17 protein-coding genes and 1 riboswitch are annotated in these 16323 nt (G+C 72.4%); of the genes, 5 read left to right on the forward strand and 12 right to left on the reverse strand.

Features of this window, described 5'->3' with window-relative positions:
* The first annotated feature begins 41 nt into the window (after nt 1–41).
* The gene (locus B085_RS41775; RefSeq protein ID WP_234018528.1) at nt 42–701 is read left to right on the forward strand and encodes a pyridoxamine 5'-phosphate oxidase family protein; all 660 of its coding nucleotides are present in this window, start codon (nt 42–44) and stop codon (nt 699–701) included.
* Nucleotides 702–763: 62 nt separating this feature from the next.
* On the opposite strand, the gene B085_RS0108650 is transcribed toward B085_RS41775, so the two are convergent.
* From B085_RS0108650 to B085_RS0108675, 6 genes are all read right to left on the reverse strand, one after another.
* Nucleotides 764–1291, reverse strand: coding sequence for an NUDIX domain-containing protein (locus B085_RS0108650; RefSeq protein ID WP_078619817.1), 528 nt, complete (start codon nt 1289–1291; stop codon nt 764–766).
* A 103-nt stretch (nt 1292–1394) separates the two neighbouring features.
* Nucleotides 1395–2291 carry a LysR family transcriptional regulator gene (locus B085_RS0108655; protein WP_018558180.1) on the reverse strand — a complete coding sequence of 299 codons (897 nt, stop codon included), beginning with the start codon at nt 2289–2291 and terminating at the stop codon, nt 1395–1397.
* Nucleotides 2292–2516: 225 nt separating this feature from the next.
* Nucleotides 2517–3653, reverse strand: coding sequence for a cystathionine gamma-lyase (locus B085_RS0108660; protein WP_018558181.1), 1137 nt, complete (start codon nt 3651–3653; stop codon nt 2517–2519).
* An 82-nt stretch (nt 3654–3735) separates the two neighbouring features.
* Nucleotides 3736–4623, reverse strand: coding sequence for a fructosamine kinase family protein (locus tag B085_RS0108665; RefSeq protein WP_018558182.1), 888 nt, complete (start codon nt 4621–4623; stop codon nt 3736–3738).
* Nucleotides 4620–5156, reverse strand: coding sequence for a low molecular weight protein-tyrosine-phosphatase (locus B085_RS0108670; protein WP_018558183.1), 537 nt, complete (start codon nt 5154–5156; stop codon nt 4620–4622). Before B085_RS0108670 ends, B085_RS0108665 begins: the two co-directional genes overlap by 4 nt.
* A 24-nt stretch (nt 5157–5180) precedes the next feature.
* The gene (locus tag B085_RS0108675) at nt 5181–5558 is read right to left on the reverse strand and encodes a phage holin family protein (protein WP_018558184.1); all 378 of its coding nucleotides are present in this window, start codon (nt 5556–5558) and stop codon (nt 5181–5183) included.
* Nucleotides 5559–5613: 55 nt separating this feature from the next.
* On the opposite strand from B085_RS0108675, the gene B085_RS0108680 reads away from it, so the two are divergent.
* Together B085_RS0108680 and B085_RS0108685 are read left to right on the forward strand one after the other, a co-directional pair.
* Nucleotides 5614–5931: a cupin domain-containing protein gene (locus B085_RS0108680; RefSeq protein WP_018558185.1), complete on the forward strand. Its 318-nt coding sequence runs from the start codon at nt 5614–5616 to the stop codon at nt 5929–5931.
* Nucleotides 5932–6053: 122 nt separating this feature from the next.
* Nucleotides 6054–6266, forward strand: a complete 213-nt coding sequence (locus tag B085_RS0108685; RefSeq protein ID WP_018558186.1) for a DUF5326 family protein — start codon at nt 6054–6056, stop codon at nt 6264–6266.
* Between the two features lie 43 nt (nt 6267–6309).
* On the opposite strand, the gene B085_RS0108690 is transcribed toward B085_RS0108685, so the two are convergent.
* From B085_RS0108690 to B085_RS41780, 3 genes are all read right to left on the reverse strand, one after another.
* Nucleotides 6310–7785: a flotillin family protein gene (locus B085_RS0108690; protein WP_018558187.1), complete on the reverse strand. Its 1476-nt coding sequence runs from the start codon at nt 7783–7785 to the stop codon at nt 6310–6312.
* Between the two features lie 120 nt (nt 7786–7905).
* Nucleotides 7906–8106 (reverse strand): hypothetical protein, encoded by a 201-nt coding sequence (locus tag B085_RS0108695; RefSeq protein ID WP_018558188.1) that lies wholly within the window; start codon nt 8104–8106, stop codon nt 7906–7908.
* Between the two features lie 14 nt (nt 8107–8120).
* Complete coding sequence (locus tag B085_RS41780) at nt 8121–9425, reverse strand: YibE/F family protein (RefSeq protein ID WP_037731477.1); 1305 nt, start codon at nt 9423–9425, stop codon at nt 8121–8123.
* A gap of 61 nt (nt 9426–9486) precedes the next feature.
* Nucleotides 9487–9614, forward strand: a riboswitch (TPP riboswitch).
* Here B085_RS41780 and thiC point away from each other — a divergent pair.
* Nucleotides 9607–11352, forward strand: a complete 1746-nt coding sequence (gene thiC, locus B085_RS0108705; RefSeq protein WP_018558190.1) for a phosphomethylpyrimidine synthase ThiC — start codon at nt 9607–9609, stop codon at nt 11350–11352. (Overlaps the previous riboswitch by 8 nt.)
* A gap of 157 nt (nt 11353–11509) precedes the next feature.
* On the opposite strand, the gene B085_RS0108715 is transcribed toward thiC, so the two are convergent.
* The 3 genes from B085_RS0108715 to B085_RS0108725 form a co-directional block, all read right to left on the reverse strand.
* The gene (locus tag B085_RS0108715; protein ID WP_018558192.1) at nt 11510–12376 is read right to left on the reverse strand and encodes a hypothetical protein; all 867 of its coding nucleotides are present in this window, start codon (nt 12374–12376) and stop codon (nt 11510–11512) included.
* Nucleotides 12377–12537: 161 nt separating this feature from the next.
* The gene (locus tag B085_RS0108720; RefSeq protein WP_018558193.1) at nt 12538–13575 is read right to left on the reverse strand and encodes a metallophosphoesterase; all 1038 of its coding nucleotides are present in this window, start codon (nt 13573–13575) and stop codon (nt 12538–12540) included.
* Nucleotides 13576–13743: 168 nt separating this feature from the next.
* Nucleotides 13744–14844 carry a LacI family DNA-binding transcriptional regulator gene (locus B085_RS0108725; RefSeq protein ID WP_018558194.1) on the reverse strand — a complete coding sequence of 367 codons (1101 nt, stop codon included), beginning with the start codon at nt 14842–14844 and terminating at the stop codon, nt 13744–13746.
* Nucleotides 14845–15182: 338 nt separating this feature from the next.
* Between B085_RS0108725 and hisC the strand changes: the two genes are divergently transcribed.
* Nucleotides 15183–16256, forward strand: coding sequence for a histidinol-phosphate transaminase (gene hisC / locus B085_RS0108730; RefSeq protein WP_018558195.1), 1074 nt, complete (start codon nt 15183–15185; stop codon nt 16254–16256).
* The last annotated feature ends 67 nt before the right edge of the window (nt 16257–16323 follow it).

Raw genomic sequence — 16323 nt, forward strand, 5'->3', positions numbered from 1 at the left:
CCCGGCCCCCCACGCCCCAACCCCCCCAACGAGGAGAAACGTTGCCGCAGGAACGTCCCGGCAGTGCGGGAGAGCACCGCGTCCAGGAGGAGATGGGCACGGCCGACCGCGCGGACCGCTTCTACGCCGAGCAGGTGCTGGACCACCTCAACCCGCGGATGCGCGAGTTCACCGAGCGGCAGGAGATGTTCTTCCTGTCCACGGCGGACGCCCGGGGGGAGTGCGACAGCACCTTCAGAGCGGGCCCGCCCGGCTTCCTGACCGTCCTGGACGAGCACACCCTGGTCTACCCCGAGTACCGGGGGAACGGCGTGACGGCCTCACTCGGCAACATGCGCGAGAACCCGCACGTGGGCATCCTGATGATCGACTTCACCCGGGACCGGATCGGGCTGCACGTCAACGGCCGCGCGCGGACCGTCCCCGACGGCGCGATGCGCGCCCTGTACCCCTCGCTCCCGGTGGACGCGGTGCCCGGCCGCAGGCCGCAGTTGTGGGTGCGGGTGACCGTCGAGGAGGCGTACGTCCACTGCTCGAAGCACATCCCGCGGATGGCGAGGGTGCCCCTGCAGGGCGGCCGGGCCTGGGGGACCGACGACGTGCGGCGCAAGGGCGGGGACTACTTCGGGGCGGCCGCCGACGCCGCGCAGGCGCGCACGGGGCGGTCCGGAGGGGCCCGTCCGGGCTGGTTCGGGGCTTGAGGCTGCTTCGGGCCGACCCGGGGCCGGCCCCGGGCCGGCACCGGTGCAGGAGCAGGACCGGGTCAGCCCAGGTCGGCCGAGAGCAGTCCCAGCACCCCTTCGATGTTGCCGTCGAGGTAGTGCCGCAGGGTGAGCGGCACGATCTCCACGGAGGCGAGTCCGACCCGGCTGAAGGGCACACGGACCACGTCGTAGGTGCCCGAGGGCTCGTCCACCTCCGGGCCGTGCCGCCGCGAGGGGTCCATGGAGGCCAGCCGGCACACGAAGAAGTGCTGGACCTTCACCCCGTGCGAGCCGTCCTCGCCGATGTGCTCGACGGTGTCGACGAAGGCCGGGACGACATCGGTGACCTTGGCGCCGAGCTCCTCGTCCAGCTCTCTGTGGAGCGCCTCGACGATGGTGGCGTCCTCGGCCTCGACGCCGCCGCCGGGGGTGACCCAGTACGGGTTGAGCCCGGGCTTGGTGCGCTTGATGAGCACGAGGGAGTCGCCGTCGAGCAGGATGGCACGGGCGGTGCGCTTGACCACCGGCCGGGTGGCCGGGGCGGTCGGTGCACCGGGTGTGGCAGGTCCTTCGATGTCCGGGGGCATGCCTGAGATCTGCCGCGGCGCGGGAGGCGGCAAACGCCTCCGGGACGGCGAATCGGAAGGTCCCGTTCTCGCGGAGGTCACCCGCCGTACGCCGGGCGCGCGGTCACCAGGCGGCGGAGGAGCGCATCAGCTGATCGTGCACCCGCGCGATGTGCGGCAGCGCGAGTGTCCCGGCGCGCACCGAGACGAAGTACGTGCGCAGGGGCGGCACCGCCGGCTCCAGCAGCGCCTTGGCCGCACCCGCCGTGATCGCCTCACAGCACAGATAGCGGGGCAGGACGGCCATGCCGACCCCGGCGACCACGCACTCCAGGACGGCCCTCAGGTCGGGCACGACCACGGCGGGGACGATGGCGGGGGTGGCGTCGAAGACCGCCGACCAGTAGTGGTCGATCAGCGGCATGCCCTCGTCGTAGGAGATCACGGGGATGTCGTCGAGGACCCGTGCGCCGTGGGCGCGCACCGCGAGCGGGCCGCCGATCCGCTCCTGCCAGGCGGGGGCGGCCACGAGTATCTGCTCCTCGTCCCACAGGGCGGTGGCGGTCAGCAGCCGGTCGCGCGGCCTGACGGTGCCGATGGACAGGTCGTGGTGGCCCGCGGCGAGGCCGGCCAGGGCCTCGTCCTCCCCGGCCAGCGCGATGCGCAGCTGCAGGCCCTCGGCCACCAGCGGGGCGAGGGCCGGGAGGGCGCGCAGGGAGGTGAAGGTGGGCGGACCGGCGAGGTGCAGGGTGCGGTTGCCGGACTCCTCGTCGAGGTCCGTCTCGGTTATCTCCAGGAGGGCGTCGAGGTGCGGGGCCACCCGGTGGGCCAGGTCGTCGCCGACGGGGGTCGGGGCGACACCGCGCGGCAGGCGCAGGAACAGGGGGCGGCCGACCTGCCGTTCCAGGCTGCGGATCTGGCTGGTGACGGCCGGCTGGGACAGTCCCAGCAACTGGGCGGCCCTGGTGAAGGAACCGGCCCGGTGCACGGTGACGAACGTGCGCAGCAGCGCCAGATCCATGGAACCGTCCCTCCCACCCACCGGTACTACCGCAACATATAAATATATCGATAGGTCTGTATCGAAACTGTGATTGGACACTGACGCAGAGTCAACTAGCCTTGTTCGGGCGGATCTCCGCGCGTAAAGCCAGGGTGGTCCGAGCCACGAGGGGGGAGGCTCGGGCCACCCATTCTGCGTAGGGCCGTCTACGTAGATATATCTGTTCCAGATGAACGTGTGGGGTCAGCGCGCGGCGGCGTCCAGGGCCTGCGTCACGTCCCGCACGATGTCGGCGGCGTCCTCCACCCCGACGGAGAAGCGGATGAAGCCCTCGGGGACCGCGTCGCCGCCCCAGCGCGCCCTGCGCTCCGCGGTGCTGGTCACGCTCCCGAAGCTGGTGGCCTCGGTCGTCAGCAGCAGCTCGGACAGGAAGCGCTCGGCGTGCTCCTTGTCGGGGAGCGTGAAGGACACCACGCTGCCGAACCGGGTCATCTGCGCGGCCGCGACGGAGTGCGCCGGGTCGTCCGCGAGGCCGGGGTGACGCACGTCGGTCACCTCGGGGCGCTGGAGCAGCGCGGCGGCCAGCTCCAGGGCGTTGGCGGCCTGCCGGTCCACCCGCAGCGCGAGCGTGGACAGCGAACGGTGCGCCAGCCAGGCCTCCATGGGGCCGGGGATCGCCCCGACGGTCTTGCGCCACATCCGCACCCCGGCGGCGAGTTCGGGCCGACGGGTGGTCACATAACCCAGCAGCAGGTCGCCGTGGCCGGACAGCGCCTTGGTGCCGCTCGCCACCGAGAAGTCCGCGCCCAGGTCCAGCGGACGCTGGCCGAGGGGGGTGGCGAGGGTGTTGTCGACCGCGACGAGCGCGCCCGCGGTGTGCGCGGCGTCGGCGAGCCGGCGGATGTCGCACACGTCCAGGCCGGGGTTGGACGGCGTCTCGATCCACAGCAGCCGTGCGCCCTCCAGCGCCTCGATCTGGGCGTCGCCCGCGGTGGGCGCCAGGCGCACCGAGACCCCGTAGTCCTCCAGGCGGCCCTGGAGGGAGCGGGTGGCCTGGTAGCAGTCGGAGGGCAGCACCACGGTGTCGCCGGAACGCACCTGGGAGAACAGCACGGAGGAGATGGCGCCCATGCCGGAGGAGAAGGCCAGCGTCTCGGCGGGGGTGCCGGGCGACTCCAGCGCGGAGATCGCCTCCTCCAGCCGGGTCCAGGTGGGGTTCTCGTCGCGGCCGTAGGTGTACGGGCCGGTGACGTCGCCCGGCAGGTGGAAGTGCGCGGCGAACACGGGTCCGGGCAGCGCCGGCTCGTGGGCCCGGGCCGGCGGGCGGCCCGCGTGCACGCTGCGGGTGCTGTCCCCGGGCCTGCTCTCGTACTCCGTCATCGCCCTCTCCTCGCCTCTCCCCGTCTTCGCGAACGTACAGGCGGAAGATACCGGTGTACGGGCCAACGAACACGGCCGTCCGCTAGGCGGACGCCAGGGCCTCGCGGGCGGCGCGACCGGCGGCGGCCCCGTAACCCGCCCCGAACAGGACGGCGTGCACCAGCAGGGGGTGCAACTGGTGGAGGGGAACCCGCTCCCGGCGGCCGGGCAGCGGCCGGACCTCCTCGTACGCGGCGAGGACCCGCTCCAGATGCGGGCAGCCGAACAGCTCCAGCATCGCCAGGTCGGCCTCGGGGTGCCCGCCCTGTGCCGCCGGGTCGACGACACGGGGGCGGCCGTCGGCGGCGAACAGGACGTTGCCGGACCACAGGTCGCCGTGGATCACCGCGGGCGGCTGGGCGGGGCCGCCGATCCGCGGCAGCAGCTCGCAGACCCGCTCGACCGCGCGGACGTCCTCCGGTGCCATGGCCCCGCTGTCGGCGGCCTGCCGCAGGAAGGGCAGCAGCCGCCGTCCGGCGTGGAAGGCGGGCCAGTCCGCGGGACAGCCGGACGCGTGCCCGGAGCCGGGCGGCGGCAGGGGGAGCGAACCGATGAAGGCCGGGTGCGCCGTCCCGTACCCCGGGGCGGGGACCCGGTGGAGCGCGGCGAGTTCGCGGCCGAGGCGCTCGGCCGCGGCGGGGGTGGCCGGACCGGGCTCGACCCACTCCAGGACGAGCGTGCGGTCGTCGGCGGCCAGCACCTCCGGAACGGCGACCGTCCCGGTGCCGCCCAGCAGCCGCAGGCCCGCGGCCTCGGCGGCGAAGAAGCCCGGCGGCGCGTCCGGGAGGGTCTTGGCGAAGACCGTGCCGCCCGAGCGGCGCAGCAGCCGTACGGCCCGGCAGATGGATCCGCCGCCCACCGGGCCGGCCTCGGTCACCGGCTCGCCCAGCAGGGCGGCGACCCGGTCGGCGAGCCCGGCCGCGGCGGTCACGGCGCGGGCGCGGGCTCGCGCCCGAGGGCGTCGCGTACGGCGTCCAGCAGGCCGTCGGCGGCGGCCTCGCACATCTCCAGGCACTCCTCGAAGCCGCTCAGGTCCCCGTAGTAGGGGTCGGGCACGTCCAGGCCGCGGCCGTCCGCTCCGGCGTCCGCGGCGGGGTCGTAGGAGCGCAGCAGCCGCACCTTGGCGGCGTCCTGCGGGGTGGGCGCCAGCCGGCGCAGGTCCCGCAGGTGGCCCGAGTCGAGAGCGATCACCAGGTCGAGCCCGGCGAACCACTCGGGCTGGAACTGGCGCGCGATGTGCTCGTACCCGTAGCCGCCCGCGCGGAGCACGGCCACGGTGCGGTGGTCGGCGCCGTCGCCCTCGTGCCAGGAGCCCGTTCCCGCGCTGTCGGCGACGACCAGGGCGCCGAGCCCGGCCTCCTCGATCCGGGCGCGGAAGACGGACTCGGCCATCGGCGAACGGCAGATGTTGCCGGTGCAGACGAAGCACACCCGCAGCGGTGTGCGGGAGGACGGAGCGCTCATGGGCTCCATGATGCAGCCCCGGGATCAGTCCTCGTCCGGGAGGACCATGTTCAGGGCCCAGGAGACGATGCTGATGATCAGGCCGCCGAGGAACGCCGCCCAGAAGCCCTCGACGTGGAAGTCGAGGTCGAGCTTGCCGGAGATCCAGGAGGTCAGCAGCAGCATCAGGGCGTTCACGATCAGCGTGAACAACCCGAGGGTGAGCACGAGCAGGGGCAGGGACAGCAGCTTCACCAGCGGCTTCACCAGCCAGTTCACCACGCCGAAGACCAGGGCGACGAGGATGAGGGTGAGGGCCTTGTGCCCGGTGTCGTCACCGGTGAGCGTGATGTTGCCCACGAGCCAGATGGCCACCAGCAGGGCCCCGGCGTTCGCGAGCGTCTTGACGACGAAGTTCATCATGGCTGAGATCGTCGCAGAAGTGATCGCACAGGCACAGAGCTGAGGGAGCGGCCAAGTGAAGGTGTTCCGGCTGGACGATCTGGAGGCCGAGCGGGCCGCCAACGAGGGCGCGTACCTCAGTTTCCTGCGCGAGCGGAACATGTCCGCCGGGCTCTACGCCCTGCGGGCCGGGGAACTCGACCCGCAGAAACCGCACGCACAGGACGAGATCTACCTGGTCGTGAGCGGCCGGGCGCTGATCACCGTGGGGGAGGAGACGACACATGTCGCGCGCGGCAGCGTGGTCTACGTCCCGGCCGGGGCGCCGCACCGCTTCCACCACGTCACCGAGGACCTGAAGGTCCTGGTCGTCTTCTCGCCCCCCGAGGCCTGAGGGCCTTCGCCCCCGGGTTCCCGTAGGGGGCGGGTCAGGGACGGATGGGGACCGCGAGGCCTCCGCAGGGGACCGCCGCGGCCCTAGCCTGGGAGCGGAAGGACGACAAGGAGGAGGAAACGGTGAAGCTCTTCGAGGGCCTGCCCTGGTGGGTCAAGTGGGTCGCGGTGCCGGTGATCGCGATCGTGGTCTTCGGCGGCATGATCGCCAGCGCGATCGGGTTCCTGTTCTGGCTGCTGTTCAAGGTGCTGGTCTTCGTGGCGCTGGTCGGCGGCCTGGTGTACGTGGTCAAGAAGTTCACCTCGTCCTCGTCCGACTCCCGCGACAAGTGGTGACCCCGTGGGGCCCGGTCGCCGGGCCCCACGGGACGTGCGCCGCTCAGTCCTGGAGCCGGACGCGCTCGGGGCTCCGCGGCGCCGCACCGTTCGGTGGGGCGTCGCCGCCGGCGCCGGTCGCGCCGTTCATCTGGGCGAGCAGCTGACGGGCCAGGCCCAGACCGGTGCCGCCCATGGTCAGCGCCTTGGCGAACATCTCCGACATCCCGTCGGCGCCGTTGAGCAGCACCATGTGGTCCACGTTGCCGAAGGCCTCGGCGCCCGCCCGGACGATCTCCGGCCAGTTCTCCGCCAACTGCTGGGCGACGACGGCCTCCTGGTTCTCCGCCAGGGCGGCGGCCCGCGCCTTGATCGACTCCGCCTCGGCCAGGCCCCTGGCCTTCGCGGCCTCGGCCTCCGCCAGACCCCGCGCCTGCGTCGCCGCGGCCTCGGCCTCACCCGTGGCCCGGGTGGCCGCGGCACTCGCCTCACCGCTGACCCTGGTCTGCTCCGCCTGCGCCGCCGCGGCCGTCTTGACGCGGTTCGCCTCGGCGGCGGCGGCCAGTTCGGTCTCCCGGGCCTTCGCCTCGGCCGCCGAGATGCGCGCGTCGCGCTCGGCCTCGGCCAGCGTCCGCTTCTCGTACGCGGAGGCGTCGGCCGGCTTGCGGACGTCCGCCTGCAACTGCTGCTCGCGCCGCTGCGCCTCCAGCTCGGCGACCCGGGTCTCCTGGACGACGACCTCCTGCCGGGCCGCCGCCTCCGCGAGCGGGCCCGCCTGCCGGGAGGACGCGGTGGCCTTGTCCCGCTCGGCCATGTAACCCGCCTGCAGGATCTGGCTGTCCCGGGTCGCCTCCGCCATGCGGGCCGCGGCCTGCTGCTCGGCCTCGGTGGCCAGCCGGTCCGCCTCCGCCTGCGCGATGCGCGCGTCCCGCTGGACGGCCGCGGCGTGCGGCGCGGCCAGGTTGTTGATGTAACCGGTCGGGTCGACGATCTCGTGGATCTGCAGCGAGTCGATGATCAGGCCGAGCTTCTCCATCTCCGAGCCAGAGGCGGCCCGGGTCTCGGCGGTGAGCCGCTCCCGGTCCCGGATCATCTGCTCCACCGTCAGCCCGCCCACGATGGAGCGCAGATGACCGGCGAAGACGTTGTGCACCCGCTCGGGCATGAACTTCTGCTGGTCCAGGAACCGTCGTGCCGCGTTGGCGATGGAGACCATGTCGTCGCCGACCTTGAAGATGACCACGCCGTGCACCTTCAGCGGGATGCCCTGCTGGGTGACGCAGTCCACGTTCAGCTCGGCCTCGTTGAGGTCGAGCGAGAGCCTGCGCACCGCCTGCACGCCGGGCAGGACCAGGGTCCCCCGTCCCGTGACGATGCGGAACCCCATCCCCTCCCCCACACCGTCCGTGCGGTGCTTGGAGCCGGAGATGACCAGTGCCTCGTTGGGCTCGGCGACCCGCCACATCAGTTTGAACAGGCCGACCAGAATGATGACCGCGACGAGCGCCCCGCCCGCCGCAACGCCGATCAGCATCGGCATACGCCCCCTTACGAATGGCCCCGATCGGGGCCGCGTACGGGAGTGTCCGCCTGTGGATGACGGTCCGGTAGGTCCTGACGGATCCTTGTCGTTTTCTTGACGTGGAGCGGACCGCTCCGCTCAGCCGTACGCCGGCGCCACGTACACGGTGCGCGGCGGCAGGTGCTCCACGACCACCACGACCGTGCCCTTCTCGATGCGCTCGCCGGCCGTCGCCGGGTACGCCAGGAACGCCTCGGCACCGCCCCGGACGTGCACGATCACCTCGCCGACCAGCCCTGGCCCGACCGTTCCGGTCACCCGGCCCTGCAGTCCGACCACGTTCCCCTCCCGGCTCACTTGGCGCGGCGCCGGTGACCCCGACCGGTGCCCGCGGGAACAGTGTCGCCGCTGCCGCGGTCCGCCGACACCACCAGGACGGCCAGCGCGGTCGTGAGCGGCACCGCCACCACCAGCCCGATGCTGCCCACCAGGGTCCGCACGATCTCCTCGGCGACCAGTTCGCTGCCCGCCACCGCCAGCACCCCGCGCTCCGCGATGGAGAAGAGCAGCAGCAGCGGCAGCGCCGCGCCCGCGTAGGCGAGCACCAGGGTGTTGACGACCGAGGCGATGTGGTCCCGTCCGATCCGCATGGCCGCCGAGTACAGCCGCCGCCGACTCGTCCCCGGGTCCGCCTCCCGCAGCTCCCACACCGCCGAGGTCTGGGTGACCGTCACGTCGTCGAGTACGCCCAGCGAACCGATGATGATGCCCGCCAGCAGCAGGCCGCGGATCTCGATGCCCGGGTAGAGGGAGTGGATCAGCCCGGTCTCGTCGGATGTGTTGCCGCTCAGCAGCGCCCAGTCGATGAAGACCGAGCCCAGGACGCCGATCAGCAGCAGCGAGCACAGGGTGCCCAGCACCGCGACCGAGGTACGGGCGTTGAGGCCGTGGCACATGTAGAGCGCGATCAGCATGATGGCGCTGCCGCCGATCACCGCCACCAGCAGCGGATTGCTGCCGTGCAGGATCGCCGGGAGGATGAACAGCGTCAGCACCGCGAAGCTGATGACCAGCGCGATCAGCGCCAGCACCCCGCGCAGCCGCCCGACCACGACCACCACCGCGGCGAAGATCCCGGCCAGCAGCCACAGGGGGAAGGCCCGGTCGACGTCGGTCACCGAGTACTGCAGTTCGCGCGGCGCCTGCGGCGCGTACGCCAGCAGCACCTTCTGGCCCTTCGTGTAGTGCCGGGTCTGGGTCGGCTGCACGATCTCGGTGAAGGTGCGGCCCGCGTCCTTGCCCGACGCGACCTCGATGGTCGCGCGCTCGCAGATCGCCGGACCCGACGGCGCCGACGTCGGGCCGGGGGAGGGCGCGGCTCCGGTGCCCGGTTCGGCGTTGACGTCCGAGCACTTGACCTCCTCGACCTTCACCACCCGCCCGGACTGCGTCTGCTGGTCGAAGCCGACGCCGCTGCGCTCGTGCTTCGGCACGCCGCCCGGCCACAGCACCACCAGGCCGGCCACCACGGCGGCGACGAAGGGGATCAGGACGGCGGCGATGACCTTGCGCAGGTGCCGGGAGACCGGCGGCACCGGGCCGTGCCCGTGCCCGTGTCCGTGACCATGGGCTTGCGAGTGCGGGTGAGTGGAGTCCACGGCCCGATCATCGCAACACCCTCTGGTGTGCGTCAGCGAGGACCCGCTAGCGTTGAGGCACCTTTGCAAACGCGGGAGCTCGGAGCACCGGGCTGAGAGGGCGCTGACCGGCCGAAGGGCCACCAGCTGCGCCGACCGCTGAACCTGTTACCGGGTAATGCCGGCGTAGGGAGTGGGTCTCATGACCATGCAGGATGCACACGCGCGCGAAATCGGCTGGCACAAGGGCTACGTGACCGGGTCCCGCCCGGACATCGAGGTCCCCGTCCGCCGGGTGCACCTGACCAACGGCCGGGACGTGACGCTGTACGACACGTCCGGCCCGTACACCGACCCGAACGTGACCACCGACGTCCGCCGCGGTCTCGCGCCGCTGCGCGAGAACTGGATCGTCGCCCGCGGCGACACCGATGAGTACCCCGGCCGCCCCGTCCGCCCCGAGGACGACGGCCTCAAACACACCGCACCGCGCGGCGGCCTGCGCAACCTGGACGCCGTCTTCCCGGGACGCCCCCGCCTCCCCCGGCGCGGCCGGCCCGGACAGCCGGTGACCCAACTGGCGTACGCGCGGCGGGGGGAGACCACCCCGGAGATGGAGTACGTCGCGATCCGCGAGAACGTCTCCCCCGAGGTCGTCCGCGAGGAGATCGCGGCGGGACGCGCCGTCCTGCCGGCGAACGTCAACCACCCGGAGACCGAGCCGATGATCATCGGCAAGCGGTTCCTGGTGAAGGTCAACGCCAACATCGGCAACTCGGCGGTCACCTCCTCCATCGAGGAGGAGGTCGACAAGATGACCTGGGCCACCCGCTGGGGCGCCGACACGGTCATGGACCTGTCCACCGGCCGCAACATCCACACCACACGCGAGTGGGTGCTGCGCAACTCCCCCGTCCCCATCGGCACCGTCCCCCTCTACCAGGCCCTCGAGAAGGTCGACGGCAAGGCCGAGGAGCTGACCTGGGAGATCTACAAGGACACCGTCATCGAGCAGGCCGAACAGGGCGTCGACTACATGACGGTGCACGCCGGCGTGCTGCTGCGGTACGTCCCGCTGACCGCGCGCCGCAAGACCGGCATCGTCTCGCGCGGCGGGTCGATCATGGCCGCCTGGTGCCTCGCGCACCACAAGGAGAGCTTCCTCTACGAGAACTTCGAGGAGCTCTGCGAGATCCTCGCCGCCTACGACGTCACCTACTCCCTGGGCGACGGCCTGCGTCCCGGCTCCATCGCGGACGCCAACGACGAGGCCCAGTTCGCGGAGCTGCGCACGCTCGGCGAACTCAACACCGTCGCCAAGCGGCACGGCGTGCAGACCATGATCGAGGGTCCGGGACACGTCCCCATGCACAAGATCAAGGAGAACGTCGACCTCCAGCAGGAGATCTGCGAGGAGGCGCCGTTCTACACCCTCGGCCCCCTCACCACCGACATCGCGCCCTCCTACGACCACATCACCTCCGGCATCGGTGCCGCGATGATCGCCTGGTGGGGCACGGCCATGCTCTGCTACGTCACCCCCAAGGAGCACCTGGGTCTGCCCGACCGCGACGACGTCAAGACCGGCGTCATCACCTACAAGATCGCCGCCCATGCCGCCGACCTGGCCAAGGGCCACCCCGGCGCCCAGGAATGGGACGACGCGCTCTCCGACGCACGCTTCGAGTTCCGCTGGGAGGACCAGTTCAACCTGGCCCTCGACCCCGACACGGCACGGGCGTTCCACGACGAGACGCTCCCGGCGGAGCCGGCCAAGACCGCGCACTTCTGCTCCATGTGCGGGCCGAAATTCTGTTCGATGAAGATCTCTCAGGACATCCGCCGCCGGCACGGCGGCACACCCGAGGAGATCGAGGCCGGCATGGCGGAGAAGTCCCGCGAGTTCGCGGCCTCGGGCAACCGCGTCTACCTCCCGATCGCCGACTGACCCGTGATCCCGCGGCGGCCCGCCGCGGTATCCGCTACGCGGGCCGTGGCGCGGGCGGAGTCGATCAGCTGCCAGAACCGGTCGGTGTCCATGCCCGCACTGTGGCACCGGGGTACGACAACGCCCCGGGTCCGCCGGGTCCGCCGGGTCCGCCGGGTCAGTCCGGTCTGTGGTCGGGGCCGCCGAAGTCGGGGCTGGAGAAGTCCGGGCTGGTGAAGTCGGGGCTGGTGAAGCGGTCCCCTGGTTCGGGGGAGGACTCGTGGCCGGGGCTGGAGAAGTCGGGGCGGGAGTAACCGAGCCGCGGCATGCGGGGGTTGCCGCCGGTGGTCGCGGAAGGGGCTGCCGGTGCGGTGGGGGCCGCGCCGGCGGCCTTGGCGAGGGCGTCGTCGAGGAAGGGCTGCAGTCCCCGTTCCACCAGGGCCCGGCGCCACAGCTCGCGGGCGAGGGCGACGTCGCGGGGCTCGCCGCCGGGCGGATCGTGGAGGGCGGTCGAGCCGTTGCGCAGCGCGGTGAGCAGCAGTCCGACCATGCCGATGACGATGCCGCAGACGGCGACGGCCGCGAAGAGCCAGCCGGCCTGCCGCAGCGGCTGGGCGATCGCCGGTTCGGGGTGCCCGAAGCGCAGGGCGTACCCGAGCACGAGGAAGATGACGGCGGCCGTGCCCGCCAGGATCGGTGTGAGCACGGCGACGACGGCGAACAGCCCGGCCCCCGAGCCGTCCGCGGCGACCGGGGCCGCCGCGGCCGCGTAGCCGAGGCCCGGCACGGTCGCGGTGCGTGCCTCCCGGCGCTGTTCCGCGAAGGCCTCGCGGACCTTGACGAACTGCTCGTACTCGGGCGCGGCGCAGGCCGAGATGGGCTCGGCCGCGTTGAGCGCCAGGGTGCGCAACTGCTCGGCGTTGAGGCGGTTCCGCGCTTCGGCCAGGGCGGCCCGCGTGCCCTCCGAGTGCAGAGCCGTGTCGAGGGCGCGCTCGAATTCCGGGCGGTCCTCGGTCAGCAGGTGTGGAGCGCTGTTCATGTGCATCCCCCGATGCTCCGTCTCCGGTTCCTCCCGGGGTTCACGAAGGACGAAGGTCCGGTCCGGCTGGGCGGAAGCGGAGGAGAAGCTGCCTACGGATATCCCGATGGTAGAGCGCGGAGGTGACGCGGTGACAGAGTGTTTCCGGAAAATGGGGGTTTCGGGGTCTACAACGGCAGCTGTGCGACCAGGAGTTTGCCGTCCATCGTCACCCCGCCGTCCATGGCCACCGCCAGGTCCTCCGCGTACACGTGCGGTCCCACGACGACCGCGGAGCGGTCCGGCTGCTCGGTGCCGGGTTCCGCGCCGGGCTCGCCGAGCAGGTACGGGATGGGGCTGTGACCGTGCACGACGCGGTGGCCGCCGTAGGTGTCCAGCAGTTCGCGGGCGGCCTGCGGCCCGGACTCGCCGCGGAAGGCGAAGCGCCGGGTGAACTTGCGGAACAGCTCCCAGCACTCGTCGGCGTCGCCGCGCTGCAGGATGCCGGTGACGGCGTCGTTCATCGCGTCGATGGTGGTGCCGTACTCCAGGTACGCGGTGGTGTCGGAGTGCAGCAGCAGATGGCCGTCGGTGAGGGCGGCCGCGTCCAGCCGGGACATCCAGGCGACGTGGTGGTCCTGCAGCCGCTCCATGTCGCTGGTCTGGCCGCCGTTGAGGCGCCAGGCGGCGAGGAAGGAGGCGGTGCCCGCGGCGGAGTTCACCGGGGTGTCGCCGAAGCGGTGGGCGCCGAGCAGCAGCAGTTCGTGGTTGCCCATGAGGGCCCTGGCGTAGCCGCCGGCCGCGGCGGCCTCCGCGGACAGCTGCATGACGAGCTCGATCACGCCGATGCCGTCGGGGCCGCGGTCGGTGAAGTCGCCGAGGAACCACAGGCGGGCGTTGCCCGCCGCCCAGTGGCCCTCGGAGTCGATCAGCCCGGTCGCGTACAGGGCCTCGTGTAGCCGGTCCACGTAGCCGTGGATGTCGCCGACGACGTAGAGCGGGCCGAGCGCCTGGGTGTCGGCCGCGGTGACCACCGGGAGGTCGCGCTGTGTGGGCGTGTACTCCGGTGGCATCATCTGCTCGTCGATCATCGTCTGTTCGTGCTCGGCCGGATGCCCGGGCGGAGCCCCGACGGCGTCGGCGGGGTGCACCGACGGCGTCATGGGCGCGCCGTGCGCCACCGCCTCCGCGAGGTCCTGGGACCAGCCGTACGAGGTACCGGGCATGGGTCCCTGACCTACCCCCTGAGTCATCGACCCCTCCACCGTCGCGCCACCATCCGCCCATCATAGGAATCACGATGTCGTGGCGTGACACACCTGCTGATAGCGATTTCATCCCGCGCGGACAAATCCGCCCGGGGCGGGCTCTTCTCGCCTAGGAAGCGCCCGTTCCTATGTTCCCGCGGGCCCACGGGGCGGGCTGACGGTGGTGCGCGGCGGGCGCCGCTGGGAGGACGTGCGCACGATCAGGTCGGTCGGCATGACCTGCTGCACCGGGCGGCCGGCGTCCACCCCCTCGATGGCGTCGATGAGCAACTGGACGACCGCGGTGCCGATCCGGCCCGGTTTGAGGGAGAGCGTGGTGATCGGCGGCTCGGTCGTCGCGTAGACCATGCTCTCGCTGCAGCAGACCAGCAGGAGGTCCTCGGGTACGCGCAGCCCGTAGCGGCGGGCGGCGGCGAGCAGGTCGGTGCCGTTGGGGTCGAAGAGGCCGTAGACCGCGTCGGGGCGGTCGGGCCGGGCGAGCAGGCGGTCCGCGGCGACGGCGCCGGCGCACGGGTCGTGGGCGGGGTAGGCCTCGACGACGGGCTCCTGGCCGATCTGCTCGCACCAGCGCAGGTAGGCGGAGGTGGACAGCCGGGTGTAGGTGTCGGTGCTGGTGCCGGTGAGCAGTCCGATCCTGCGGGCCCCGGCCTCGGCGAGGTGCTCCAGGATGCCGAGCACGGCGGCCTCGTGGTCGTTGTCGACCCAGGCCCGGACGGGCAGACTGCCGGTCGGGCGGCCGTCGCTGACCACGGGGATGCCCTGCCGCACCAGCTCGGTCACCATCGGGTCGTGATCGGAGGGGTCGATCACGACCGTGCCGTCCAGCGCGACGTTGCTCCACACGTCGTGCCGGGAGGAGGCCGGCAGGATGACCAGGGCGTATCCGCGGGCGAGCGCGGCGGAGGTGGCGGCCCGGGCCATCTCGGCGAAGTAGGCGAACTCGGTGAAGGTGAAGGGCTCTTCCCCGTACGTCGTCACGGTCAGGCCGATCAGCCCCGACCTGCCGGTGCGCAGCGTGCGGGCGGCGGCGGAGGGACGGTACCCCAGCCGGTCGGCGACCTCACGGACGTGACGGCGGGTGGCGTCGGGCAGTCGGCCCTTGCCGTTGAGCGCGTCGGAGACGGTGGTGATCGAGACTCCGGCCGCGGCGGCCACGTCCCTGATGCCGGCCCGCTCCAGCCGGCGTCCGACGGGCCGGCTCGCCTGGTGCTTCCCTGCTGCTGTCATGGCGTGGTGATAGTAGGGGTCGGGTCGTCCTTTCGCGGGGTGCCGGAGAAGCCGTTGACAGATACGTTTCCCCGCCCGCGGCGCCGGGCGCGGCCGGGAAAGCCCAGGTGGTGGCGGGTGTCTACCACGGGTTACCGGCCCGTTACCGGGTGCCGCCCGCCCCGCGCCGCGCGGAGCGCGCGGCCATCAACTCACCCCTACGAGGGATGCGCGCCACCGCGCGCGCCACCGGCGCGCAGTGCGTCGCACCACCTGCCCTGTTCCCCGTGAGCCCCTGCCGCGAGCCCGTGTGCCGCAAGCCCTCCCCCGGCCGGGCGGGCGCTCGTATGGTGTGGGGCATGAGCCCCAAACTGCGCCGCGAACTGGACGGCATCCCCACGTACAAGCCGGGCAGACCCCCGGCCGTGGAAGAGGGAGTGACGGCTTACAAGCTGTCCTCCAACGAGAACCCCTACGCGCCGCTGCCCGGTGTCCTGGAGGCGGCCACCGCCGCCGCGGAGAACTTCAACCGCTACCCGGACATGGCGTGCACGGCGCTCCACGCAGAGCTGGCGCACCGCTTCGGCGTGCCGGAGGAGCACATCGCGACGGGCACCGGTTCGGTGGGCGTCGCGCAGCAGTTGCTGCAGTCGACCGCGGGCCCGGGTGACGAGGTCGTCTACGCCTGGCGGTCTTTCGAGGCCTATCCGATCATCACGCAGATCACCGGCGCGGCCTCGGTACGCGTGCCGCTCGACGCGGGCGAGACGCACGACCTTGACGCGATGGCCGCGGCGATCACGGACCGGACGCGGCTGATCTTCGTCTGCAACCCCAACAACCCCACCGGCACGGTGGTGCGCCGGGACGCGCTGGAGCGTTTCCTGGACCGCGTCCCGCCGGACGTGCTGGTCGTGCTGGACGAGGCGTACCGGGAGTTCATCCGCGACGCCGAGGTCCCGGACGGCGTCGAGGTCTACCGTGACCGTCCCAACGTGGCGGTGCTGCGCACCTTCTCCAAGGCGTACGGGCTCGCCGGGCTGCGCGTGGGGTTCGCGATCGCGCACGAGCCGGTCGCCGCGGCGCTGCGCAAGACGGCCGTCCCCTTCGGGGTGAGCCAGCTCGCCCAGGACGCGGCGGTGGCCTCGCTGCGCGCGGAGGCCGCGCTGCTGGAGCGGGTCGACGCGCTGGTCACCGAGCGCACCCGGGTGTACGACCGGCTGACCGCGCAGGGCTGGACGGTGCCGGAGACGCACGCCAACTTCGTGTGGCTGCGGCTGGGGGAGCGCACGACCGACTTCGCCGCGGCCTGCGAGCGGGCCGGCGTCACGGTCCGCCCGTTCGCGGGGGAGGGCGTGCGGATCACGGTCGGCGAGCAGGCCGCCAACGACGTACTGATCCGTACGGCGGAGGCCTTCCGCAAGGAGCTGTGACCGTTCGCACGCAGCGTCCCGGGTGCCACGGGGCGTCGTAGCACGCCCCCTTTCGCCCCCTTCCACC

The sequence above is a fragment of the Streptomyces sp. BoleA5 genome, assembly GCF_000373665.1.
GTDB lineage: Bacteria > Actinomycetota > Actinomycetes > Streptomycetales > Streptomycetaceae > Actinacidiphila.